This is a genomic window from Kribbella sp. VKM Ac-2569 (assembly GCF_004216905.1).
Lineage (GTDB): Bacteria > Actinomycetota > Actinomycetes > Propionibacteriales > Kribbellaceae > Kribbella.
Genome location: NZ_SGXJ01000001.1, coordinates 1,592,695 through 1,614,992, shown reverse-complemented (window position 1 = coordinate 1,614,992; position 22,298 = coordinate 1,592,695). Strand labels below are relative to the sequence as shown.

26 protein-coding genes are annotated in these 22,298 nt (G+C 67.6%); 20 read left to right on the top strand and 6 right to left on the bottom strand.

From position 1 onward, the window contains the following. Positions 1 to 3 precede the first annotated feature (3 nt). From EV649_RS07540 to EV649_RS07510, 7 genes are read left to right on the top strand one after another with little or no spacing between them, the layout of a single operon-like run. A complete protein-coding gene (locus EV649_RS07540; protein ID WP_157996202.1) occupies positions 4 to 1,377 on the top strand; it encodes an extracellular solute-binding protein in 1,374 nt (457 codons plus the stop codon). Then, positions 1,374 to 2,261 carry a sugar ABC transporter permease gene (locus tag EV649_RS07535; RefSeq protein WP_198682350.1) on the top strand — a complete coding sequence of 296 codons (888 nt, stop codon included), beginning with the start codon at positions 1,374 to 1,376 and terminating at the stop codon, positions 2,259 to 2,261. Before EV649_RS07540 ends, EV649_RS07535 begins: the two co-directional genes overlap by 4 nt. Beyond that, positions 2,258 to 3,136 carry a carbohydrate ABC transporter permease gene (locus EV649_RS07530; RefSeq protein ID WP_130381811.1) on the top strand — a complete coding sequence of 293 codons (879 nt, stop codon included), beginning with the start codon at positions 2,258 to 2,260 and terminating at the stop codon, positions 3,134 to 3,136. Before EV649_RS07535 ends, EV649_RS07530 begins: the two co-directional genes overlap by 4 nt. Further along, complete coding sequence (locus EV649_RS41970) at positions 3,133 to 4,029, top strand: NAD(P)-dependent oxidoreductase (RefSeq protein ID WP_130381809.1); 897 nt, start codon at positions 3,133 to 3,135, stop codon at positions 4,027 to 4,029. The genes EV649_RS07530 and EV649_RS41970 overlap by 4 nt, the downstream gene beginning before the upstream one ends. 14 nt (positions 4,030 to 4,043) lie before the next feature. Continuing rightward, positions 4,044 to 4,994 carry an acetylxylan esterase gene (locus EV649_RS07520; RefSeq protein WP_130381807.1) on the top strand — a complete coding sequence of 317 codons (951 nt, stop codon included), beginning with the start codon at positions 4,044 to 4,046 and terminating at the stop codon, positions 4,992 to 4,994. 37 nt (positions 4,995 to 5,031) lie between these two features. Further along, positions 5,032 to 5,433, top strand: a complete 402-nt coding sequence (locus EV649_RS07515) for a metalloregulator ArsR/SmtB family transcription factor (RefSeq protein ID WP_130381805.1) — start codon at positions 5,032 to 5,034, stop codon at positions 5,431 to 5,433. Continuing rightward, positions 5,430 to 6,404 carry a cation diffusion facilitator family transporter gene (locus tag EV649_RS07510; RefSeq protein WP_130381803.1) on the top strand — a complete coding sequence of 325 codons (975 nt, stop codon included), beginning with the start codon at positions 5,430 to 5,432 and terminating at the stop codon, positions 6,402 to 6,404. The genes EV649_RS07515 and EV649_RS07510 overlap by 4 nt, the downstream gene beginning before the upstream one ends. Here EV649_RS07510 and EV649_RS07505 read toward each other — a convergent pair. Then, complete coding sequence (locus EV649_RS07505; protein ID WP_130383592.1) at positions 6,358 to 6,870, bottom strand: GNAT family N-acetyltransferase; 513 nt, start codon at positions 6,868 to 6,870, stop codon at positions 6,358 to 6,360. The genes EV649_RS07510 and EV649_RS07505 overlap by 47 nt on opposite strands. Positions 6,871 to 6,954: 84 nt before the next feature. Between EV649_RS07505 and EV649_RS07500 the strand changes: the two genes are divergently transcribed. The 3 genes from EV649_RS07500 to EV649_RS07490 all read left to right on the top strand — a co-directional run bounded on the left by EV649_RS07500 (position 6,955) and on the right by EV649_RS07490 (position 8,922). Continuing rightward, the gene (locus EV649_RS07500) at positions 6,955 to 7,242 is read left to right on the top strand and encodes a DUF1905 domain-containing protein (RefSeq protein WP_130381801.1); all 288 of its coding nucleotides are present in this window, start codon (positions 6,955 to 6,957) and stop codon (positions 7,240 to 7,242) included. A 241-nt stretch (positions 7,243 to 7,483) separates the two neighbouring features. Then, the gene (locus EV649_RS07495) at positions 7,484 to 7,756 is read left to right on the top strand and encodes a hypothetical protein (RefSeq protein WP_241998101.1); all 273 of its coding nucleotides are present in this window, start codon (positions 7,484 to 7,486) and stop codon (positions 7,754 to 7,756) included. Positions 7,757 to 7,785: 29 nt separating this feature from the next. Next, positions 7,786 to 8,922: an epoxide hydrolase family protein gene (locus EV649_RS07490; RefSeq protein ID WP_130381797.1), complete on the top strand. Its 1,137-nt coding sequence runs from the start codon at positions 7,786 to 7,788 to the stop codon at positions 8,920 to 8,922. Here EV649_RS07490 and EV649_RS07485 read toward each other — a convergent pair. Beyond that, positions 8,912 to 9,859 carry a zinc-binding dehydrogenase gene (locus tag EV649_RS07485; protein WP_130381795.1) on the bottom strand — a complete coding sequence of 316 codons (948 nt, stop codon included), beginning with the start codon at positions 9,857 to 9,859 and terminating at the stop codon, positions 8,912 to 8,914. The two genes, EV649_RS07490 and EV649_RS07485, sit on opposite strands and share 11 nt — an antisense overlap. Before the next feature lie 41 nt (positions 9,860 to 9,900). Here EV649_RS07485 and EV649_RS07480 point away from each other — a divergent pair, with 41 nt between their 5' ends. The 3 genes from EV649_RS07480 to EV649_RS07470 all read left to right on the top strand — a co-directional run bounded on the left by EV649_RS07480 (position 9,901) and on the right by EV649_RS07470 (position 13,585). After that, complete coding sequence (locus EV649_RS07480; RefSeq protein ID WP_130381793.1) at positions 9,901 to 10,527, top strand: DUF2461 domain-containing protein; 627 nt, start codon at positions 9,901 to 9,903, stop codon at positions 10,525 to 10,527. A gap of 172 nt (positions 10,528 to 10,699) precedes the next feature. Further along, the gene (locus tag EV649_RS07475; RefSeq protein WP_157996201.1) at positions 10,700 to 12,439 is read left to right on the top strand and encodes a DUF2207 domain-containing protein; all 1,740 of its coding nucleotides are present in this window, start codon (positions 10,700 to 10,702) and stop codon (positions 12,437 to 12,439) included. A 285-nt stretch (positions 12,440 to 12,724) separates the two neighbouring features. Beyond that, the gene (locus EV649_RS07470; RefSeq protein WP_130381789.1) at positions 12,725 to 13,585 is read left to right on the top strand and encodes a helix-turn-helix transcriptional regulator; all 861 of its coding nucleotides are present in this window, start codon (positions 12,725 to 12,727) and stop codon (positions 13,583 to 13,585) included. 398 nt (positions 13,586 to 13,983) lie between these two features. Here the strand turns inward: EV649_RS07470 and EV649_RS07465 are convergent, their stop codons facing one another. Further along, positions 13,984 to 14,856: a helix-turn-helix transcriptional regulator gene (locus tag EV649_RS07465; protein ID WP_130381787.1), complete on the bottom strand. Its 873-nt coding sequence runs from the start codon at positions 14,854 to 14,856 to the stop codon at positions 13,984 to 13,986. Between the two features lie 447 nt (positions 14,857 to 15,303). Between EV649_RS07465 and EV649_RS07460 the strand changes: the two genes are divergently transcribed. After that, positions 15,304 to 15,498 (top strand): hypothetical protein, encoded by a 195-nt coding sequence (locus EV649_RS07460; RefSeq protein WP_130381785.1) that lies wholly within the window; start codon positions 15,304 to 15,306, stop codon positions 15,496 to 15,498. Beyond that, entirely contained in the window at positions 15,495 to 15,713 is a 219-nt protein-coding gene (locus EV649_RS07455; protein WP_238151293.1) for a hypothetical protein, read from the top strand. The genes EV649_RS07460 and EV649_RS07455 overlap by 4 nt, the downstream gene beginning before the upstream one ends. Positions 15,714 to 15,941: 228 nt before the next feature. Here EV649_RS07455 and EV649_RS07450 read toward each other — a convergent pair whose 3' ends face one another. Further along, a complete protein-coding gene (locus EV649_RS07450) occupies positions 15,942 to 16,175 on the bottom strand; it encodes a DUF397 domain-containing protein (RefSeq protein WP_130381783.1) in 234 nt (77 codons plus the stop codon). A gap of 276 nt (positions 16,176 to 16,451) precedes the next feature. Between EV649_RS07450 and EV649_RS07445 the strand changes: the two genes are divergently transcribed. Beyond that, the gene (locus tag EV649_RS07445) at positions 16,452 to 17,273 is read left to right on the top strand and encodes a SigB/SigF/SigG family RNA polymerase sigma factor (RefSeq protein ID WP_130381781.1); all 822 of its coding nucleotides are present in this window, start codon (positions 16,452 to 16,454) and stop codon (positions 17,271 to 17,273) included. On the opposite strand, the gene EV649_RS07440 is transcribed toward EV649_RS07445, so the two are convergent. Continuing rightward, entirely contained in the window at positions 17,270 to 17,629 is a 360-nt protein-coding gene (locus EV649_RS07440; protein WP_198682348.1) for a DUF4440 domain-containing protein, read from the bottom strand. The two genes, EV649_RS07445 and EV649_RS07440, sit on opposite strands and share 4 nt — an antisense overlap. Positions 17,630 to 17,726: 97 nt before the next feature. Here EV649_RS07440 and EV649_RS07435 point away from each other — a divergent pair, with 97 nt between their 5' ends. Next, positions 17,727 to 18,485 (top strand): hypothetical protein, encoded by a 759-nt coding sequence (locus EV649_RS07435; protein ID WP_241997824.1) that lies wholly within the window; start codon positions 17,727 to 17,729, stop codon positions 18,483 to 18,485. A gap of 72 nt (positions 18,486 to 18,557) precedes the next feature. Continuing rightward, positions 18,558 to 19,664, top strand: a complete 1,107-nt coding sequence (locus EV649_RS07430; protein WP_130381779.1) for an NAD(P)/FAD-dependent oxidoreductase — start codon at positions 18,558 to 18,560, stop codon at positions 19,662 to 19,664. Here EV649_RS07430 and EV649_RS07425 read toward each other — a convergent pair. Further along, positions 19,608 to 20,453 carry a MarR family transcriptional regulator gene (locus EV649_RS07425; RefSeq protein WP_130381777.1) on the bottom strand — a complete coding sequence of 282 codons (846 nt, stop codon included), beginning with the start codon at positions 20,451 to 20,453 and terminating at the stop codon, positions 19,608 to 19,610. The genes EV649_RS07430 and EV649_RS07425 overlap by 57 nt on opposite strands. Positions 20,454 to 20,623: 170 nt before the next feature. Here EV649_RS07425 and EV649_RS07420 point away from each other — a divergent pair, with 170 nt between their 5' ends. Together EV649_RS07420 and EV649_RS07415 are read left to right on the top strand one after the other, a co-directional pair. After that, positions 20,624 to 21,472 carry an ABC transporter ATP-binding protein gene (locus EV649_RS07420; protein ID WP_130381775.1) on the top strand — a complete coding sequence of 283 codons (849 nt, stop codon included), beginning with the start codon at positions 20,624 to 20,626 and terminating at the stop codon, positions 21,470 to 21,472. Next, complete coding sequence (locus tag EV649_RS07415; RefSeq protein WP_130381773.1) at positions 21,469 to 22,293, top strand: ABC transporter permease; 825 nt, start codon at positions 21,469 to 21,471, stop codon at positions 22,291 to 22,293. Before EV649_RS07420 ends, EV649_RS07415 begins: the two co-directional genes overlap by 4 nt. Positions 22,294 to 22,298 lie beyond the last annotated feature (5 nt).

Below are 22,298 nucleotides of genomic sequence, written 5' to 3'. Positions count from 1 at the left end.
CACGTGCTGACCACACGACGGACAACAGGGGTAGTCGCCGCATTGGTGATGCTTGGCGCCACCGCCTGCTCGTCAGAATCTGGTGCCGAAGGCACGAAGGCCGACGGCACGGTGACGATCAAGGTCGGGCAGAAGCCGACGCCCGACCAGGCGGCCGCGCTGAAGACCTGGACCGACCGGGTCGCCGAGTTCGAGAAGGCGAATCCGAAGATCAAGATCGAGGGCTCGGAGTACGGGTACGACGTGCAGACGTTCCAGGCCGACCTGGCTGCCGGAACGCTGCCCACGGTGGTCGCCATCCCGTACACCGACGTACAGGGCCTGATCGAGCGCAAGCAGCTCGCCGACATCACCGACGTGGTGAAGGCGTCGCCGATCGGCAGCAAGATCAACCCCGAGGTGCTGAAGACCGTCCAGGACTCCAGCGGGAAGATCTTCGGGCTGCCGGTGCAGGCATACACGATGAGCCTCAACTACAACCGCGCGCTGTTCAAGCAGGCCGGGCTCGACCCGGACAAGCCGCCGACGACGTGGGAAGAAGTGCGGACGGACGCGAAAGCGATCGCGGACAAGACCGGTAAGGCCGGCTACTCGATGATGACCACCAACAACACCGGTGGCTGGATCCTGACCACGATGACCTACACGTACGGCGGGAAGATCGAGAACGTCGACGGTGGCAAGGCCTCGGCCGCGTTCAACGACGCGCCGATGAAGAACGCGCTGACCGCCCTGCACGAGATGCGGTGGACCGACAACGCGATGGGCAGCAACTTCCTGTTCAACCAGAAGCAGCTGCAGCAGGAGTTCGCCGGCGGCAAGATCGGGATGTACATCGGTACGCCGGGCGACTACCGCGACGAGGTCACCACGATGGGCGCCAAGGGCGAGGACATCGGTGTCGCGCCGCTGCCGCTCAACTCGCCGGACGGCGGGACGCTGACCGGTGGCGCCGTACAGATGTTCAACCCGAAGGCCTCGAAGGAGCAGGTCGAGGCGGCGGTGAAGTGGGCGGAGTTCTTCTGGCTGGAGAAGTTCACCGACCAGGACCACGCCGTCACCGACGCCAAGGCAGCGAACGCGGACAAGGTGCACTCCGTCGGCCTGCCGATGCTGTGGCTGTTCGACGAGGCGTCGCAGCAGCAGTACAACGCGTGGATCAAGCCGTACGTGAACACGGTGCAGGCGAACTTCACGCCGTACACGAGCAAGGCTTCGTCCCTGAAGCTGATGATCGAGCCGCCGGTCGCCGGCCAGAAGGTCTACGCGAACCTCGACACCGTCGTGCAGACCGTGCTGACCAAGAAGGACACCGATATCGGCAAGCTGCTCACTGACTCGTCGAAGGCCGTCGACGGCCTGCTGGCGAACCCGTGACCCGTACCGCCCGATGGATCCGCAACGGCGGGATCAGCACCCTGGTGTTCCTGATCCCGACGTTGCTGGTGTTCGGGTTGTTCTCGTGGTGGCCGATCGCGCGCGGTCTGGTCCTCGCGTTCCAGCAGACGAACCTGGTCGAGCCGGCGCAGTGGGTCGGGTTCGGCAACTTCCGCAAGGTACTCGCCGACCCGCTGTTGCTGACGGCGGTCCGCAACACGGCCTGGTTCGCCCTGCTGGCGTTGGTGTTCGGCTACCCGGCGCCGCTCGCACTGGCCGTCTTCGTCCGCGAGCTGCGCCGCGGCCGGGCCTTGTTCTCGGTGCTCGCCTATCTCCCGGTGGTACTGCCGCCGGTGGTGGCGATCCTGCTGTGGAGGGTGTTCTACGACGCGAGTGACGACGGCCTGTTCAACACGCTTGCCCGAGGCATCGGCCTCGGTCCGTTCCAGTGGCTGCAGGACGCGCACTCGGCGATGCCCAGCATCGTCCTGGAGGCGACCTGGGCCAACGCGGGCTCGACGATGATCATCTACCTGGCCGCGTTGTCTGGCGTACGCACGGATCTGTACGAGGCGGCCGAGATCGACGGGGCCTCGATCTGGCGACGGGTGGTGCACGTGACGTTGCCGCAGCTGCGGACGATCCTGATGATCACGTTGCTGCTCCAGATCATCGGGACGTTCCAGGTGTTCACCGAGCCGTTCCTGTTCACCGGCGGCGGTCCGGCGAACGCGACCACGACGATCCTGATGCTGCTCTACAACTACGCCTTCATCAACGGCGACTATGGCGGCGCGACCGCGTTGTCGGTCCTGCTGGCGCTCTTCCTCGGGCTGCTCTCGTTGCTGTACTTCCGGCTGACCCGGCGTTGGGGGACGACATGAGCGATCGTGGCATCATCTCTCCGGCCGACCGTAGCCGCCCGCTCGTGCGGTGGACCCTCGGCAGCGGTCAGGTCGTGATCCTGGTCCTGCTCGCACTGGCCGGGCTGGGGCCGATCCTCTGGCTGGCCAAGGCGGCGATCTCCCAACCGGGCGACATCGCGTCGAACCCGCTCGGCCTGTGGTCCGGGCAACCGCAGTGGCAGAACATCGAGACCGCCTGGACCCGGCTCCGGGTCGGGCCGGCACTGATCAACACCGTCTGGATCGCGCTCGGCAACTGGGCCGTGTCGGTGCTGGTGGCAACGACCGGTGGTTATGCGCTGGCGATCCTGCGCCCTGGGTACGCGAAGTTCGTCAACGGCGCGTTGCTGGCGACGCTCTTCATTCCGGGCGTGATCTCGCTGGTGCCGCTCTATCTGACGGTGATCGACGTACCGATCATCGGCGGGTCGCTGATCAACACCTACTGGGCGATCTGGCTGCCCGCCGGGGCGAGTGCCTTCAACGTGATCATCACCGGACGGTTCTTCGCGAACCTGCCGGCCGAGCTGTTCGAGGCCGCGAAGATCGACGGTGTCGGCAACTTCCGGATGTTCACGTCCCTGGTGCTGCCGTTGTCCGGCCCGATCATCGGCGTCGTGTCGCTGCTGTCGATCATCGCGGCCTGGCGCGAGTTCCTCTGGCCGAAGCTCGTGCTGCCGGACCGGACCAAACAGCCGCTGTCGGTGATGTTGCCGTCGATCCGCGACAACGTGCAGGTGAACCTGTTCATGGCCGGACTGCTGATCTCGGTGGTGCTGCCGATCGTCATCTTCCTGCTCTTCCAGCGCTACTTCATCCGCGGCGCCGGACTGGCCGGGGGGATCAAGGGATGAGGGGAGTGCGAGTGAACCGGGTTCTCGTCACGGGGGCAGGCGGCATGATCGGACGTGCCGTGGTGGACGACCTGGTTGCCCAGGGCATCGCAGTGACCGCGCTGGAGCGTATCGAGCCGGACGGGTTGCCGGCGGATCGGGTGGTGGTCGGGGACGCCGGCGATCCGGCCGCGGTCGACGAGGCGCTGGTCGATGTGGATGCCGTGATCCACTTGGCCGCGGTGCCGGCGCCTGTCCTGGGTACACCGCTCGAGGTGTTCGGCAACAACACCCGCGCGACCTTCGTCGTCCTCGAGGCGGCAGGGCAGCGGAACATCCGCCGGGTCGCGATGAGCAGCAGTTACTCGATCACCGGGTTGCCCTGGGCGGCCCAGCCACTGCATCCCGCCTATGTACCGATCGACGAGGGCCTGCCGCCGCAGGTCGAGGATCCGTACGGGTTGTCCAAGCAGGTCGACGAAGCGACCGCCAAGATGATGACGCGACGCTACGACCTGACAGTGGTCGCGTTGCGGCTGCCGTTCGTCGCCAACGAGAAACGACGGCGTGATCGGCTGGCGGCGACCACGGCCGACCCGCTGGTCGGGTCCACCGAGATGTGGGCGTACCTCGATCTCCGCGACGCCGCGCGGGCACTGCGGCTGGCGCTCGTCGCCCCGGCGTCGGGGTTCCACGCCGTGCTGGTCGCGGCCCCGGAGACGCTGGCGCCGTACGCGACCGAGGACCTGCTGGCGCGGTACCACCCGTCGGTTCCGGTGCGGCGGGCGTTGCCGGGGCGCGCCGTACCGATGGATCTGTCGAAGGTCGAGGAGTTGCTCGGGTTCGCGGCCGAGCATCGGGTCCCGTTGGACGTCCGGCCGCTTCCCGCTGATCTCACCCGCGCCGCCGGGTAAGGAGAGGACTCACCATGCCCTTGTTCGACAAGCCGTTGCCCGACCTCCGCGAGTACCGTCCGGAGCGGCATGAGCCGGCCGACTTCGACCGCTTCTGGCAGGAGACGCTGGCAAAGGCCTCTACGGATCCACTCGAACCTGATTTTGTCCCGTACGACTCGGGGCTGAAGACGGTCGACGTGTGGGACGTGCGGTTCACCGGATTCGGCGGGCACCGGATCGCGGGGTGGTTCCTGGCGCCGCGTGACCCGGCCGGGCCGCTGCCGACGGTCGTACATTTCCTGGGCTATCAAGGTGGGCGGAACTGGCCGATCGACTGGCTCGTGTACCCCGCCGCCGGGTACGCCGTACTCGTCATGGACACGCGCGGGCAGGGGACCGAGACGGCCGATCCCGATCCGGGAGCGAATCCGCAGGTGCCCGGCTTCCTCACGCGTGGACTGGTCGATCGGGACACCTATTACTACCGGCGGGTGTTCACCGACGCGGTCCGGGCGGTCGACGCGGCGCGGAGTCACCCGATCGCCGACCCGGCCCGGATCGTGGTCGCCGGCGGCAGCCAGGGCGGAGGCATCGCGCAGGCAGTCGCCGGGTTGCGGACGGACCTCGCCGCCGCGTTGATCGACGTACCGTTCCTGACGCACTTCCGGCGGGCGACCGAGATGATCGAGAAGACCGGGTACGGCGAGATCGCCGACTACCTCGCCCGCCGCAGGATTCCGCCGGAGGACGTGTTCGGCGTCCTCGACTACTTCGACGGCGTGAACTTCGCGGCGAGGGCGACGGCTCCGGCCCGGTACTCGGTCGCGTTGATGGACACAGTTTGCCCGCCGTCGACGGTCTTCGCGGCGTACAACCACTATCGCGGTCCGGCGGAGATCGACGTGTGGCCGTACAACGGTCACGAGGGCGGCGCCCAACTGCAGCGGATGCGTCATCTGAAGTGGCTCGCGGACACGTTGTAGCTTGCGGCACGCCGGGCTGCTGCCCTAGTCTCGATATATGAAGAGTTCTGCAGATGTGCAGCTCGACGCATGCAACGTGCGGCTGGTCGACCCGGAGCGGGTGGCGAGCGTCAATGCCAGGATGCCGGGCGAGGAGGACATCGCCGACACGGCCGACGTGTTCGGTCTGCTCGGCGACCCGCGGCGGCTGAAGCTGCTCGTCGCGCTGCTCGACGGGGAGCTGTGCGTCTGCGATCTCGCCGCGATCACCGGTTTGAGCGAGTCCGCGACATCCCATGCGCTCAGGTTGCTGCGTGCTCACCGAGTGGTCGGCGTACGGCGGGACGGGCGGAACGCGTTCTACCGGCTCGACGACGCGCACGTGCGGATGCTGCTGGACCTCGCGGTCGCGCACACCGAGCACACCGACGCCATTCACCCGGAACGGTCGGAAGCATGAGCGCCGGCCACGCACACGGGCACGGCGTCAGCGCGGCGGCGGACCGGAAGCTGCTGAGTGGTGCGCTCGCGCTGATCGTCGGCTTCATGATCGCCGAGGTGATCGTCGGGTTCGCGGCCGGTTCGCTGGCCCTGATCACCGACGCGGCGCACATGCTCACCGACGCCATCGCCATCGCGCTGGCACTGCTAGCGATCCGGCTCGCCGCGAAGCCGCCGGCCGGTGGGTTCACGTACGGGTTCAAGCGCGTCGAGATCCTTTCCGCGCAGGCCAACGGCATCACGCTGCTGCTGCTCGCGGTCTACTTCGTGTACGAGGCCGTCAGCCGGATGATCCATCCGCCCGAGGTCAAGGGCGCGCTGGTGCTGATCACGGGCGTCGTCGGCATCGTGGTGAACCTGTTCGCGACCTGGCTGATCAGCAAGGCGAACCGCTCCAGCCTCAACGTCGAGGGCGCGTACCAGCACATCCTGAACGACCTGTTCGCGTTCATCGCGACGGCGATCGCCGGTCTCGTCGTGCTGCTCACCGGGTTCGCCCGTGCGGACGCGATCGCCGCGTTCGTGGTCGCCGTACTGATGCTGAAGGCCGGCGTCTCCCTGGTCCGTGACTCGGGGCGGATCTTCCTCGAGGCCGCGCCGATCGCGATCGACCCGCAGTCGCTGGGCGCCGAGCTGTGCGCAGTCGAGGGTGTGGTCGAGGTGCACGACCTGCACGTCTGGGAGATCACCTCGGGCGAGCCGGCCGCGTCCGCGCACATCCTGGTCGCCGAGGGCCTCGACTGTCACCAGATCCGGGTCCGGATCGAGGAAGTGCTTGCCGAGCGCCACCATCTGACGCACTCGACGCTCCAGGTCGATCACGCCACCGCAAGTCAGCAGTCGGAGCACTGCAGCGACTCACACGGCGTGGTTCACCGCGCGATCACAGGTGCTGGACCAGCACCTGACCCAGCCAGTCCACATCATTGACCCGCGGTACGGCGAACTCGGCGTCGCGCGTGAAGCCCTGCCTCTCGTAGTACCGGACCAGCGCCCCGTCGCCGCCCGCGAAGCAGTCCACCCGCAGCATCCGCGCGCCGTCCGCGCGGGCCAGCCTGCGGGCATGGTCGAGCAGCAGCCCGCCAAGGTTCTGCCCGGTGGACAGGCGGTCGGTCACGAGCAGCCGCACGTACAGCTCCGGTTCGGTTGCCGGCGGCACGTAGTCGAGGGCGGCGCCAACAGCGAGTGCCCCGACCACTCGGTCGTCCGTCTCGCCCACCCACAGTCCGCCGTCGTCGGCGAAGCCGGTGATCTGTTCGACCCGCCGCGGGCTCGTCGAGTGGGCCGCCGTACCCCACTGGTCGGTCCGCCCGCGCGCCACCAACCACTCGGTCGCCCCGTCGAGGAGCGCCAGCACCGCCGGTACGTCGTCCCGCCCGGCCCGGCGGATCGTCATCTGCACATTTCCCAGAATAGGTTGGCGGGAGATGTCGAAACGCCGTCCGCAGTCTCTACCTAGGGGTGTAGAGAGGAGCTCACCGTGAGCAAGAAGACCGGAAAGCTGGACAAGACCTTCACCGCGCCGCTGCTGAAGAGCGACGCCAAGGGCGGCTGGACCTACGTGCAGATGCCGGATTCGGCGGCGTACTTCGGGACGCGCGGACTGGTCAAGGTGCGTGGCACGATGGACGGCCACCCGTTCGAGAGCTCGTTCATGGCGCTCGGCGACGGGACCCACAAACTGCCCGTCAAGGGCGAGCTGCGGACCCTGATCGGCAAGCAGCCGGGGCAGGAGATCACCGTGTACCTGGAGGAACGTCTCGGGTGAGAGTGCCTTCCTTTTGATCTGCACCGCCATTTGATCTGAGATCACCGTCACAGCCGGTCATGTTCTGAGTAAGGTCTCTGTGAAGAATCGATCCTGACCGGCTGCTCGGGTGGGGATCATCGCGGGCCGGACCGTACCGTCGATGACTGGGTGGTCCGACGAAGTCAGGAGTGATCGAAGTGCTACGGGGCTCACGGGGCGTGCGATCGGCATGCCCGTATCCAGCGGATCCGGCTTGACCGTGATCTCGCTGAACAAGATTCTCGGCGCGGCCGGGCTGGTGCTGCTGGTCGGCGGCGCGCTGCTCGGTTTCCGGTCGGTCTCGGCGAGTGGGACCGACTGCGGTTCCGCGTTCCAGCCGGCCGCCGGGATCACGCCGATGTCCTGCGACAACGCGCTGAACGGCGCCAGCACGCTGACCATCGTCGTGATGAGCGCCGGCGTGATCTGCCTGATCGCCGCTGTCGCGGTCAAGGTCATCCGCGACCGCACCCAGGAGAAAATCACCGCCTGACCGGCACCTTCTGTGTCAGAGTTGCCGCGATGACGATCGAACCGTTCCGGCTGGATGTGCCGGAGGGCGAGCTGGACGACCTGCGCCGACGGCTGGACCTGGTGCGTTGGCCCTCGGAGGTACCGGGTGCCGGCTGGTCCCGCGGCGTACCGCTGGACTACCTGCGCGAACTGGTCGGCTATTGGCGGGACGGGTACGACTGGCGGGCCGCCGAGGCACGGCTGAACGCGTGGCCGCAGTACACCACCGTCATCGACGGGGCGGTCGTCCACTTCGCCCACATCCGCTCGTCGTCGCCGGACGCGATCCCGCTCGTCCTCACGCACGGCTGGCCGGGCTCGATCGTCGAGTTCACCTTCGTCGCCGAGTTGCTGAGCGACTTCCACCTGATCCTCCCGACCATCCCGGGCTTCACGCTGTCCGGCCCGACCACCGAGCCCGGGTGGGAGTTCAAGCGCGTTGCGCGCGCGTGGACCGAGCTGGTCACGCGGCTCGGGTACCAGCGGTACGGCGTGCAAGGCGGCGACTGGGGTTCGGCGATCTCCCGCGAGGCCGGGCGGATCGATCCCGAGCGCGTGATCGGCGTACACCTCAACCTCATCCCCGGCGCGGGCGCGACCTCCGAGCCGACCTTCGAGGAACTCGCGCCCCTCGACGCGGCCGAGCGCGAGCGGACCTGGGCGTCGTGGCACCGGCAGCAGGACTTCGCGACGGAGCAGCAGGGGTACGCCGACCTGCAGTCGACCCGCCCGCAGACATTGGCCTACGCGCTGACCGACTCGCCGGTCGGGCAGCTGGCGTGGATCGCGGAGAAGTTCGCGACCTGGTCGGATCCGGCGTCGGTGATCGACCGTGATGTGCTGCTCACCAACGTGATGCTGTATTGGCTGACGAGGACCGGCGGATCGTCCGGTGCGATCTACTACGAGCGCGCGCACGCGTCGTACTGGGGCCAGCCGGCCGAGCCGTCGCGGACGCCGACGGCGCTCCTCGACCTGGCGCACGAGAACTTCATCCCGCTACGGCACAAGGTCGCTCACACCGACAACATGGTCCGCTGGACCAGCCATCCGCACGGCGGTCACTTCGCCGCGCTCGAACAGCCCGAGGTGCTGGCCGCGGACATCCGTGCCTTCTTTACCGGCTTCACGGCTTTCACGGCTTGAGGATGAGCTTGCCGGTGGTCCGGCGGGCGAGCAGATCCTCGTGTGAGCGGCGGGCGTCCTCCAGCGGGTACTCGGCGCCGACGAGTGGGCGGAGTTTGCCGGCGGCAGTGAGGGCGAGCAGCTCGGTCAGCGGCTCGACGTATCCGCCTGGCTCGTCCATCGCGGGGACCAGCCAGAAGCCGGCCACCGAAAGGTTGCGTTGGGCAAGCGCACTCGGATCGATGCTGGGTCGTCCCTCGCGACCGGCGTTGCCGTAGTTGACCAGGCGGCCGAAGCCGCTGAGTGTTTCCAGCCCGGCCAGCATCGTCGCGCCGCCCGTCGAGTCCAGTACGACGTCCACGCCGTCGGTCACCTCCCGGATCCGGTCCGCGTACCCGTCAGGGTTGTTGTCCACAGCAACATCCGCGCCGAGCTCCAGCGCCAGCTCCCGCTTCGCCGAGGTCGACGCCGTCGCGATGACCAGGCCGGCGCCGAAGTGCTTGGCGAGCTGCACCGCGATCGATCCGACGCCTCCGGCCGCCGCGTTCACCAGCACGGACTCGCCCGCGCGGAGCCGGGCACTGTTCCTTAATACATGCCAGGCCGTCAGCCCTTGGATGAGGAGTGCGAGCGCCTGCCCGTCGCTGACCTCGTCCGGTACGTCGACCGCGCGGTTCGCCGGCGCCACGGCGTACTCGGCGTACCCTCCGCCGGTCTCGAGGATGGGGGAGAGGATGCGGCGGCCGGTCTCGGTACGGCCGACGATCTCGACGCCCGGGACGAACGGAAGCGTGACGCCGCCGCGGTACGAGCCGTCGGTGCGATGGGTGTCGGCGAAGTTCACGCCGGCCGCGCCGACCTCGACGAGCAGCTGGCCGGGGCCTGCGACCGGTGGTTCGAGCTCGGTCGGTACGAGTACCTCGGGCCCGCCGAACTGGGTGACCTGGATCGCGCGCATGGGGTGTCTGTCCGATCTGCCGGGCGAACTATCGTTACCGCATGAGTTTTACCGGTTTTCCGGCTGCGGCGCTGGACTTCTACGACGATCTCGAAATGGACAACACCAAGACCTTCTGGACGGAGCACAAGCACGTCTACGAGGAGTCGGTCCGGGCGCCGATGGCCGCGCTGCTCGCGGAGCTCGAGGAGGAGTTCGGTACGGCGAAACTCTTCCGCCCGTACCGCGACGTGCGGTTCGCCAAGGACAAGACGCCGTACAAGATCCACCAGGGCGCCTTCATCGACGTCGCCCCCGCCACCGGGTGGTACGTGCAGGTGTCCGCACCCGGTGTACGAGTCGCGGCAGGTTTCTACGAGGCGTCGTCCGAGCGACTCGCTCGCGTCCGCACCGCCATCGACGACGACCGCCGCGGCAAGGAACTGGAGAAGCTACTCGCCAAGCTGGTGAAGGCCGGCTGGACCGTAGGCGGCGACAAACTCAAAACCAGCCCCCGAGGCTACGACCCGGACCACCCTCGCATCGACCTACTCCGCCACAAATCCCTCACCGTCAGCAAGAACTACGGCTTCGAACCCGTCATCCACACGCCAGCCCTAACCACCCAAATCCGCAAAGACTGGCGAGCCACCCAACCCCTGATCCAGTGGCTCACTGACAACACCTGAACGCCAGTAGAGAGACTTCGTTCGAGATCAACCGGCGAGTCTAGGGACCGCCGCTGCGGCCGCTCTGCCCGTACCGCGCCCGTACCGATGCGCTGCGGTGATGCACCCCTGGGACTGGAAGCATGGTGGACGTCCGTGCCGGCACCGGGGGGTCAGGAGAGGACGTACGACGATGGCGGGTTCGGTCGCAAGGCGCAGGAAGAAGGACGCCCTCTGGCTGGTCACGGGTGTCCTGCTGATCGGCCTGGTCGGGCTGCTGGTCGGGCTCCTCGCGCAAACAGGTGAGCAGGTCGCGCGGATGTGGGTCGGGGCCGAGGTGCGCACGGACGGAAGCGCGCGGATCACCGAGGTCATCGACTACGACTTCGCCGGCAACGACAAGCACGGGATCTTCCGGACCGTGCCACTCGACAAGCGTGGCGATCTGCGGGACGTCTCGATCACGATGGACGGTGCGGAGGTCCCGTTCCGGCTCAACGGGTCCGTCGTGACCAAGATGATGATCGGCGACGCGGCGTCGACGGTGACGGGGACGCACCGGTACCGGATCGAGTACACCCTGCGGACGCTCGGAAATCCCGAGCGGCTGGCGTGGGACGCCGTGGGTACCGAGTGGGAGGTACCGATCAGGCGGGTGGAGGTGCACGTCGCCACGCCGTACGGGCTGCGGTCGGTGCAGTGCAATGCAGGTTCGTACGGTTCGGAAGACCCTTGCGCGACGATGCGACAGCCCCGGCCGGGACAGTTGGATGCCGGCCACGGCGGCCTGGACAAGGGACAGGGCTTGACCGTGTACGGCGAGTTCACGGCCAGCGGTGGCGGTGCGACGCTGCCCGAGCCGCCGACCGGACCGGCGACCGCCGAGTCCGAGGGGCACCTCGCACAGGGCTGGTTGTGGATCACGGGTATCGCACTCGTGGCCGCCCTGGTGATCGCAGAACTCCTCCGGCTCGCGGGACGTCAGCATGTTCGGGGCGGCCGCCGGATGGACCTGGGCAAGCTGGCCGGGACTGTTCAGCCCTCCTCGGTCCCGCCGGCGGAGCTCGGCGCAGCCCAAGCTGGCATCCTCCTGACCGGACAGGTTCGCAAGAACCATCTGGTCGCGTGGCTGCTCGGCGCCGCAATGGACGGCCACCTGCGCGTTACCGGGGCGACTCGACCGGTACTGCGGAGAGCCATGGAGGAGCCCGGCAACGCCGACGAACTGACCGAGCGGGTCGTCGGCACCCTGTTCGCCAGGAATCCGGACGTCTCGCTGCGCAAGTACAACAAGAATTTCGCCGAGGCCTGGCACGAGTTGGAGAGCGGGCTGAACGATTGGCGGCTGTCCGATGACATGGAGCTGTGGGTGCCAGGTGCGGAGCGAGCACGCCGCGTGGCCCTGATCGCCGGTGTGCTGGCGGCTGTCGCCGGTGTGATCGTCTTGATCTTCACGGCCGACGGCGCGCTGGAGTCGGGGACGGCGTGGCGCACGCCGACCGCCGTCGGCGCAGCACTGGCCGGTGGCGGCCTCGCGGCGGTGCTGCGGTCCTGGGAGCTGAGGGCCCGTACGGCGCGCGGCTCGGAGCTGTGGTGCCAGGCCGAGGCGTACCGTCTCTATCTCGCCGGCCTCGAGGGGTGGGACGGCCGCGACGAGGACCTGCTCACCGCCTGGGCCGCCGGACTCGGCGAGACCACCTCCTGGACGATCGAAGCCGAGCGCGCAACGAAGCAGGGCGGCTCGGCCCGTCAGGCCCAGCCCGGCTACCTCCACGACCGCTGGAAGTTGGGCCTGCACCTGCCGATGGCCGTCGACAGCGCCAGGTCATCCTCCGGCAGCTCCGCGGGGTCGTCCTCCAGCAGCAGCTACAGCGGAAGCTCCAGCAGCGGCGTCGGCGGCGGCTCCGGCGGCGGAGGCGGCGGCTCCTGGTAAACGGCGCCGCTCCCTTTTCGCGAGCCCGCGTCCTGAGACGCCCGATCGTTCGTCACCCGTAGAGACACGAACGTCGGCGCATTGCGCCGAGGATCATCGCAAACCGCCTCGTTCTGTTCGTGTTTGAAACCTTGCCATGACACGACCGTACGGAGCGTAATGGCTCTTGTACCATACGAATCTAGGTACACGTATTGCTGTGGATCTGGGATTCATGGCAGTGAATCCATCGTCTTGGTCCTGATGTGTACCTTCGCGGACTCGAAAACGAGAGGTTGTGGATAGGTGCCGAGACCAGCCGGTCCGCCGACCGTTCGGCTTCGGCGACTCGCGGCCGAGCTGCGAACCCTGCGCGCGGAGGCCGGCCTGACACGCGAGCTGGTCCAGGAACGCACCGGCGTCAACCAGGGCACTCTCTGGCGCATCGAAAAGGGCCAGGCCAAGCCGCAGACCGGCACCCTCGAAACCCTCTTCGACCTGTACGGCGTACCCGACGTACGGCGCACAGAACTCATCGAACTGGCCCGGGGCGGAAAGCAACCCTGGTGGCTCCGCCAGCTCAAGGACGTGATGTCGCAGAGCTATGCGGCGTACATCAGCTTCGAGTCGGAGGCCAAGGTCGCGCACAACTACGAATCGCTGTTTGTTCCAGGACTCCTGCAGACGGAGGAGTACGCCCGCGCGGCGCTGGCGGACGGTTTGCCGAGGGACGCCGACAGGTTCGAGTTGAGCGTGCAGACGCGGATGGAGCGGCAGCGCATTCTGAGCCGCACGCGGGACGGACGTGATCCGCTGGAGCTTTGGGCGGTGATCGATGAGGCGGCACTGCGCAGGGAAGTGGGAGGCCGTGCCGTCATGCGCGCCCAGCTCGGCCGGCTCCTGGAAATGAGCGAGCGCCCGAACATCACGCTGCAAGTGATTCCGTTCGACCGTGGGGTTCATCCCGGAATGCTCGGCGCGTTCGTCCAACTGAGGTTCGGTGCGGTGGCACCCGACATCGTCTACGTGGAGAGCGTTGCCGGCGACATCTTCCTGGAATCGGAGGCAGAGGTCGAGCGGCACAGCCTCGTTTTCGACCACCTGCGTGCCACCGCACTCAGCCCACGTGACACCAGCGCCTTCGTCGCGGCGCTGATCGCGCAATGACCAACCGCGCCGTTATCCACAACCTCGCGTTCTAGCCGTACGTCGGTACCTCGCCGAGCCGAAACGGACTCCGACAGGCACCACCGGATCGCTCAGATTCGTATGGTGCGTGATCACGCGTGCTCCGTACGGTCGTTGCATGGCTATCGCAGAACTCAAGCCGGCCGTGCAACGCACGCTGTTCTGCTACGTCCGCGGGCGCGCCTCACCCGCACCCTGCGCGAACTAACCGGCCATCCGCTCGTCTTCGTCAGCCGCACCCCATGATCAGCGGGGCGGGCATGCTGGACCCTGTCGCCCGTGCCCGTCCCGCTCTCCACAACACCTCTGGGCGAGCAGGTCTACGAGATGCGGAACAACTGGCTGACCGCTTGGCGGTCGGACGCGACCGGCTGGGGTCAGCTCTCGAAGTCCTTTTTGATGGTGGCGAGGATGTCGCGGGTCTTGTTCGGGGGTGGGGCTGCGACGCAGAGGGCTTCCATCGTCGCCGTGTACTGGTCGAGGTCCTCGAGTTTGTCCAGGTACAGAGCGCTGCTGAGGTGCTCGATGTAGACCATGTCCGGGAGGTCCTGCTCCGGGAAACGCAAAATACTGTAGGCGCCGCCGGTGGCTGCGTGGCCGCCGACGTTGAACGGCATCACCTGCAGCGTGACGTTCGGATACTGCGACGCCTCGAGCAGGTGGTCGAGCTGCTGGATCATGGCCTTCACGCCACCGATCGGCCGGCGGAGCACCGCTTCGTCGACGACGGCCCAGATCCGGACCGGCTCCGGTCGGGTCAGGACGCTCTGCCGGCTCGTCCGCAGCGCGACCCGGCGCTCGACCTCCTCGGCCGGAATCAGCCCGCGGCCCAGCTGGATCACCGCGCGGATGTAGTCCGGGGTCTGCAGCAGACCGGGGACGAACTGCAGTTCGTACACACGGATCAGCTGCGCCGCGGCTTCGAGGTCCAGATAGGAGTGGAACCAGCTCGGGAGTACGTCGCCGTACCGGTGCCACCAGCCCGGGTTGTTCGCCTCGCGGGTCAGAGCGAGGAGGCGTTCGCGCTCTTCCTCGTCGTCGACGCCGTACAGAGTAAGAAGGTCACGGACGTCGCGCTCCTTGAGGCCGACGCGGCCGAGTTCCATCCGGCTGACCTTGGACTCCGACGACCGGATCTCCCACCCCGCGTCGGATCTGCTGATCCCTGCTGCCACCCGCATCCGGCGAAGGTGCCCGCCGAGAATGATGCGCAGCGCGGTCGGCCCGCTCTGCGCGCCCGACTCGGTCACACCCACCTCCCAGCGGCCCCAGCGGTCTTCATCGGCAACCTCATCCGCAGGTGCACATCATCGCATGCCCGAGCGCTGATCTGCCGGAGTTCTTACAAAAGAGCGTCGAATCCGCATCGGCGATCACGGAGCGTAAGACTAGCCGATCAGGGGTTGAGCGGCTTTGTCAGCACATACTAGTCCGCCTAGTGGGGGTCGAACACCGTTCGCCGGCGATCGATCCAGGCTCAATCAGGCGGAAAGTGGCCCGATCTGGTCTCGAAATGGAAAACGTGCGGATGCACGTGCATCGGGCGCTTGCATTCGTCGCGTGCCGACGCCATGATTGATTCATGCACAGAAGGTGAGCTGGATCTCGCGAAAAGTGACATCGCGTGATCCGGCAGGCCGGTCCTACAGAGCGCCGACGGCCCCCCGTTGGCATGACTGGTTGGGGAACCCGAGTCGATGAACGACGACGACAGTGAGGTTGTGGAGCAGACCGCCGCGATGGCAGGCGGCCGCGCGCCCGAGGAGCTGACGGAGCGGGAGATCCAGGACCTGGTCGCGCGTTGCCCCGAGCAACAGCGCTGGGCCTTCGAGGGCTGGTTGCGCGGCGTCCGCCAACTCGACGGCGACCCGATCGTGAGCTTGGCTCCATGACCACCGACAGAGCAACAGGAGGACGGAAGATGGTGCGGATCTGGCTGGGCGACCACCTGATCGCCGAGTACGTCGCCGAGCCGGACCGCGCGTCGCGGTACCAGCGAGTGATGACGCCGAAGTTCACCGGATTGCGAATCACCGTTGACAACGCGGCGACCGGGAAGGCTTCCGAGCTGCCGAGCGAGCAGCTCTGGCCGCTCACCGTCCAGTAGTCCGTACCCGCCCCTCGGGCAACGCCAGGACCGACTCTCTCCGGAGGGTCGGTCCTGGCGTTTTGCGTGTGCCGAACGGCCGCGCCGTACCGCGTCGGCCGGCGATTGTTCGAGGTCGTCCGCCGGGTCGTCGTACCGATGTTCTCAGGGCACAGAAAAGGGCCCCTTCGTCACTCGCCTGGCGAAGGGGCCCTTTGCTTCTGAGTTGCCCTTGTTGCTGGTTCTTGCTCAGATCAGGTAGCCGAACTCGCCGTCCTGAACGCCGCCGAGGAACGCCTCGATCTCTGCCTTTGTGAACACCAGCGCCGGTCCTTCGGCGAAGCGCGAGTTGCGCACCGCCACACCGCCGTCCGGCAGCTTCGCTACCTCGACGCAGTTCCCGTTCGGGCCGCTGCGCTGGCTCTTGCGCCAGATCAGCTCGCTGTTCGAGTCGCCGGGCATGCCGTTGTAGATCGCAGTCATCAGCTGCACCTTCCGTACGTCCTTGGCATATGCACGTGCATTTGGCCTTGCATCTGCATCGTACACACTTTTGGCTCGTGTGTCCGCTCCCTTACGTCCTGTGATCTCTGCGTGGTCAAACGAGCGTTGGCTCACCGATTTCGTCGCGATCGGTGACCGTTTCGGGGTCCGGCCCAATGCATGAGTTCGGGGAAGGTGGGGTACGACTTCCTTGTAGGCATGACCGTGGTTCAGCGAAGTGCCACGCCGTGACGAGACAGTCGCGAGGTCATACCAATGGTTACGAGCACCATCGAGCGGGAATCCACCCGCAGCGGCGCCCCGACCGATCGGGCCGCACGTGAAGCAGCCACCCGGGAACTGATGGAACGCCGGGCAGCGAGCACCGCCGAAGACGAGCGGCAGGAACTTCTCGAACAGGTCGTCGAGCTCAACCTGGAAATGGCCAAGGGCATCGCGCGCCGTTTCCGCGGGCGGGGAGCCGAGGCCGACGACCTGGAGCAGGTCGCTTATCTAGGGCTGGTGAAGGCAGCCCACCACTATCGGCTGGAGGCGGACACCCCGTTCATCGGGTTCGCGATTCCGACCATCCGCGGTGAGGTGAAGCGGTACTTCCGCGACTGCGCCTGGACGGTTCGGATCCCGCGCCGGCTCCAGGAGATGCAGGGCACGATCGCGACCAAGCTGCCGGAGCTGGAGCAGCAGCTGAACCGCGAACCGACGCCCGCCGAACTGGCCGACCATCTCCAGGTCGAAGTGGCAGAGGTCGAGCAGGCACTCGCTGCGCGCGGCTGCTTCAACGTGCTTTCGCTGGATCGGCCCGCCGAGGCCGACGCGGAGCTCACGCTCGCGGATGTCGTTGCCGATGACGACGACGCGAGCATCGATCAGCTGGAGACGGTCGAGATGCTGGAGCCGGTGCTCGCCGGCCTCGGCGACCGGGACCGGCGCATCCTGCAACTGCGCTTCGTCGAAGGCTGGACCCAGTCCGAGATCGGCGACGACATCGGAGTCAGCCAGATGCAGGTCTCGCGGGTCCTTCGCCGGATCCTCACCGACCTCCGCGAAAAGCTGGCCCCGGTCCAGACGGCTGCCTAGTCGTCAGCTGCCGGAGTGCCCTGGTGGTAGTACAGGCGCCAGGTGCCGTCGGTCCGTCGCCAGATAGAACTGCGGCGGACCGGCGGACCGCTTGTACGCCGGGACACATAGGTGACATGGACGAGGTCGTCGGCCAGCCGAACGCCGGCGACCTCGGTCGCCTCGATCGGATCCGCGTCGGTGATCTCCCCGGACGCCAACGCGGCAACGATCGCCGCCCGGTCCCATAACCGCCCGGAAGCGCCGACCTCGACGAACTCCGGATCGAGCAGTACGTCGACCTCGGCCGATCCCCGCACCTCCGGAAGCAACAACCGCAACTCCGCCTCGACCGCTGCCCGCACGTCTTCGTCCACGAGACCGACCTTAGCGATCCGCGACTCGCTGGCCGGGGCATCTCACCGAGGGTGGTGGCGGGACTGCACAATGGGGGGAGGACGAGGGGATGAGTCGTTGCTGTTGGCCTTGCGGATGTTCAAGACCGTGCCCGCGGACGCGGTCGCGGTGCTGCGCGCGTATCCGCCGATGGTGGTGTGCTTCGCCGCCGCGCTGACCGGCACCGCGGTGGTGTTCGACATCTTCTATCTCGTGGCGAGCCCGGGACTCACGCTCGCGCTTGTCTATACAGTGCCCGTTCTCGCCGGATTGATCGCCGGTCTGGTCGCGGCGGCCGACGACGTCGGGCTCGCGCGGGGCGTACTGCTCCGGACAGTCGGTGTGGCCGTTGCCTTCGGCATCACCAACGCGATCGTCGTCGCGATGATCGCCGCGATGGCCCGCACCGATCCGTCGAACTGGTCGTCCGGCGGCCAGTCGGTGCTGTTCGCCGCCTGCACGGTGCTCGCGGTCGCCGTCGCGATCGTTGCCTGCCGCAAACTGATCGATGCGCTCGGCATCGAGCTGAGCACCCGCCTCCCACACCGCCGCCGGCCCCCTCGCAACCCGCTCGCCGCTCCCGCGGTCGCGAAGGTCCAGCCGCGAGTGAGCAAGGAGTCGGCCGCCCGCGCCAAGCCCGCGCCACCACCACCGGCTCCACCCGTGGCCGTCGATGAGGAGGAGACCATCCCGGTCTTCGTCCCACCACCCCCGAAGGTCGTCGACCTCGACGAGGCCCGCCCGGTCACCCCCTCGGGCCCGGTCACCCCCCACACCCCACGCCGCCGTACCACTGCCCGCCGCCCCAACAAACCTGGCCGACGCCCCGGCACCTAACCTCGCGCCAAGCCCCCCGCCGGTCGCGCGGAGGCTACCTGGAGCTGCAAGACTGTGGCTGGGGAGGCGCGTGTGTGGGATGTGATTGTTGTCGGAGCTGGGCCGGCGGGAGCGTCGGCTGCGATCGGTGCGTTGGCGGCGGATCCGAGCCTGTCGGTGTTGCTGCTCGATCGGCACGAGTTCCCGCGGGACAAGGCGTGTGGTGACGGGATCGCCCCGCACGTACTTGACCTGCTGGCCGGCGTCGGTGTCACCGGGATCCTCGACGACTGGACCCCGGTACGGCGGTTCGTGCTCAACCGCGGTGACGTCGGCGTGGACCGGCAGATGTCCCGACCGACCTGGGTAGTCCCGCGGACCGTGTTCGACCAACGCCTGGTCGAGGCCGCGCGAGCGGCCGGCGCGCAGTTCATCCGCCGACGGGTCCGCGACCTCGAGATCCAGAACCGTTCCGTCACGGTGGACGAGGACCTGGACGCGCGCTTCCTGGTTGGCGCTGACGGTGCGCATTCCGTCGTACGGCAGGAACTCGGCCTGAAGCCTGGTCCGGTCGCGTTGGCGATCCGTGGATACGCGCCGACTCCGGCTGCACGCGCGGCGAGTCAGGTGATCGCGTACGGGCCGGGTCGACAACCGTCGTACGCCTGGTCCTTCGACCGTGGCGACGGGTGGTCGAACGTCGGGTACGGCGAACTGCTGGCCGGCACCCGCCCGACGCGGACCGAGCTGCTGAACCACCTTGAGGCGCTGCTCCCGGGAGCAACCGAAGGCGGGGAGTCGTGGTGGGGTCATCACCTGCCGCTGGCCGGCTGGTCGTGGCGGCCGCGCAGCGGGCCGGTCCTGCTCGCTGGGGACGCGGCCGGTCTGATCAACCCGATGACCGGCGAAGGCATCTACTACGCGGTCGCGACCGGTCTGCTCGCGGGCCGTGCGATCGCCGACGCGCTTCGAGCGGGCACCTCGGACGCCGGTACGCCGTACCGTCGTCGCACGACGCGCCTGCTCGCCAGGCATCTTCGTGATACCGCACTCGTTGCTCAGTTGAGCCGATCGAGCCGGATCCTCGACGGCGGCATTCGCGCGGCCGCTGCGGATCAGCACGTGTTCGACGACCTCGTCGAGCTAGGCCTCGCGGACGGCGGCCTGACGCGTCGCCTCCTCCGCACTCTCTTGCGCTGACGCCTTGATCGCGTAGTCGACGGCGTCGGTGACGCGTTCAATCGACCAACCGAGTCGGCTGGCAAGCTCCGCAGCGCGATCTGATTCCCACAGAACTGCTAGCACTGCTAGGCAGTCCTGGAAGCCTGCGCCGCCGGACATGTCTTCACTGAGCCGCTCGAAGAACTCCGCCATCTGGGTGAGCCGCTCGCCTGCCGGGGTGTCGCGTCCGACCAGCTCGACGCCGTCGGCTGCGGTTTCGGCCCAGTTGTGGTTGGTGCGGGCGCTCACCTCCCACGCCTTCAGCCATACGTCCTCGGCGATCACGTAGTGCTGCAGGCGACGTACCGGATCGGGCTCGCGGTACACCATCCCGACCCGTTCGAGATAGCCGATCGCCTTCGAGATCGACGCCGGGCTGACCCGCAGCGCGCGGACGAGATCGGCTGCCGTCAGCGTGCGGGAGTCGGACGTATAGAGCAGTGCCAGCACCCGCGACGCCATCCGCGGCAACCCGCCGTCGGCCATCATCGTCGCGAACCGCTCGACGTATGCCCGCCTCGGCCCCACCCCCGGCGCATCTACCCGCGCGTCCTTGGGTGTGGGCCGTCGGCGGCGGGCGCGGGAGGCGGTGGCGTAGTGGGCGTGGTCGGCCTGGTACCCACCTGCGCCGCCGTTGCGTGTGACCTCGCGGCTGATCGTCGATGTCGGCCGCTCCAGTTGCCGCGCGATCTCGGCGTACCCGAGCCCGTCCGCCAAACCGGCCGCGATGTCGAGCCGGTCCTGGTGACTCAGCCTGCCTCCCGGCATCGGCAACCTCCAAGCATCCCAACCTCCGCGCATTCACCGTCAGCTCATTGCAACGGATTGCGTTCTCTCGCAATCCCATTGCACAGAATGCCATGTTTTACAGGGTTTCACGAGCGCGCGATCCAGGCTGACGATTGCCGATTCAATGAACGCAACGTAGTTTCCACGGCATGGTTCTGACAGTGGACGGCCTGCGGATGCGGTACGGCGACCGCGAGGTCCTGCATGACGTGACGTTCGAAGCGCGCCCCGGTGAAGTGCTAGCACTGCTAGGTCCCAACGGCGCCGGGAAGAGTACGACGATCGAGATCCTCGAAGGCTTCCGGCTCCGGTCGGCGGGCCGGGTCGAGGTGCTCGGCGTCGACCCAGCCGCGGGCGACGAGCGGTGGCGGTCGCGGATCGGCATCGTGCTGCAGTCGTGGCGCGACCACGGCAACTGGCGAGTCGGCGAGCTACTCCACCACCTCGGCTCGTACTACACGCCGTACCAACGCGCCTGGCCGACCGGCGAGCTGCTCGACGCCGTCGGCCTCACCCCGTACGCCGGGCAGAAGATCAAGACCCTCTCCGGCGGACAGCGGCGAAGGCTCGACGTCGCGATCGGGATCGTTGGCCGCCCCGACGTACTGTTCCTGGACGAGCCCACGACCGGGTTCGATCCCGAGGCGCGGTCGGAGTTCCACGAGCTGGTGCGCGGGCTCGCGGCCGAGCAGGGTACGACGATCCTGCTCACCACCCACGACCTCGACGAGGCGAGCAAACTCGCGCATCGCATCCTCGTCCTCGCCGCGGGCCGCATCATCGCGGCCGGCAGTACGGCGCAGCTCACCGAGCTGATCGCGGGAGAGGACGAGGTCCGCTGGTCCGTCGACGGGCAAGCGTTCCGGAAGTCGACCGCCGACTCCACCGCGTTCGTCCGCGAGCTCTTCGCGACGTACGGCGACGCGGTCAGCGAACTCGAAGTACGCCGGGTCTCACTCGAAGACACCTACCTAGCCCTGGTCCGGGAGCAAGCATGAGAACGGGTTGGCAGCGTGGGCTGATCGAGTTGCGGCAGTCCTTCACCAACGGTCCCGAGCTGTTCAGCCACTTCCTGTGGCCGGTGCTGATGCTGGCTGCGCTCTTCTTCCTCCGGCATCGCGACTTCGGCTCCACCGGCTTCCTGCTCGGCGCGCTCGCCCTGCCGAGCATCCTCGGGATGAATGCTGCGATGGGGATGGTTAGCATGAGCCAGCAGCTCACCGCCGATCGCGAGGACGGCACGTTGCTGCGCGCCAAGGCCGTACCGAACGGCATGGTCAGCTACCTCATCGGCAAGGTCGTGTCGGTCGCGGGCGGACTGCTGGTAGATCTCGCGATCCTCCTGATCCCGGGCCTGTTCCTCGTCGAAGGGCTCGCGCTCGGATCGGCGCACTGGTCCACCCTCATCTGGGTGCTGCTGCTCGGCCTGGTCGCGACGTTGCCGATCGGCGCGATCCTCGGCTCGGTCTTCACCACCGCGCGGTCCCAAGGCCTGATCCAGTTGCCGATGCTCGCGCTGATCGCGGTCTCCGGCATCTTCTACCCGATCACCGCGCTGCCCGGCTGGCTCGAAGGGATCGGCCAGCTCACGCCGGTGTACTGGATGGGCCTCGGCATGCGGTCCGCGCTCCTCCCCGACGAAGCGGTTGTGGTCGAGGTCGGGGAGTCGTGGCGCCACCTGGAGACGGCAGCAGTCCTCGGGCTCTGGGCCATTGCCGGACTGCTGCTCGCGCCCGTCGTACTGCGGCGAATGGCGCGCCGAGAGTCCGGCTCCAAGGTCGCCGAGCGTCGTGAACGCGCTCTCCAACGAGTCGCATGATGGAG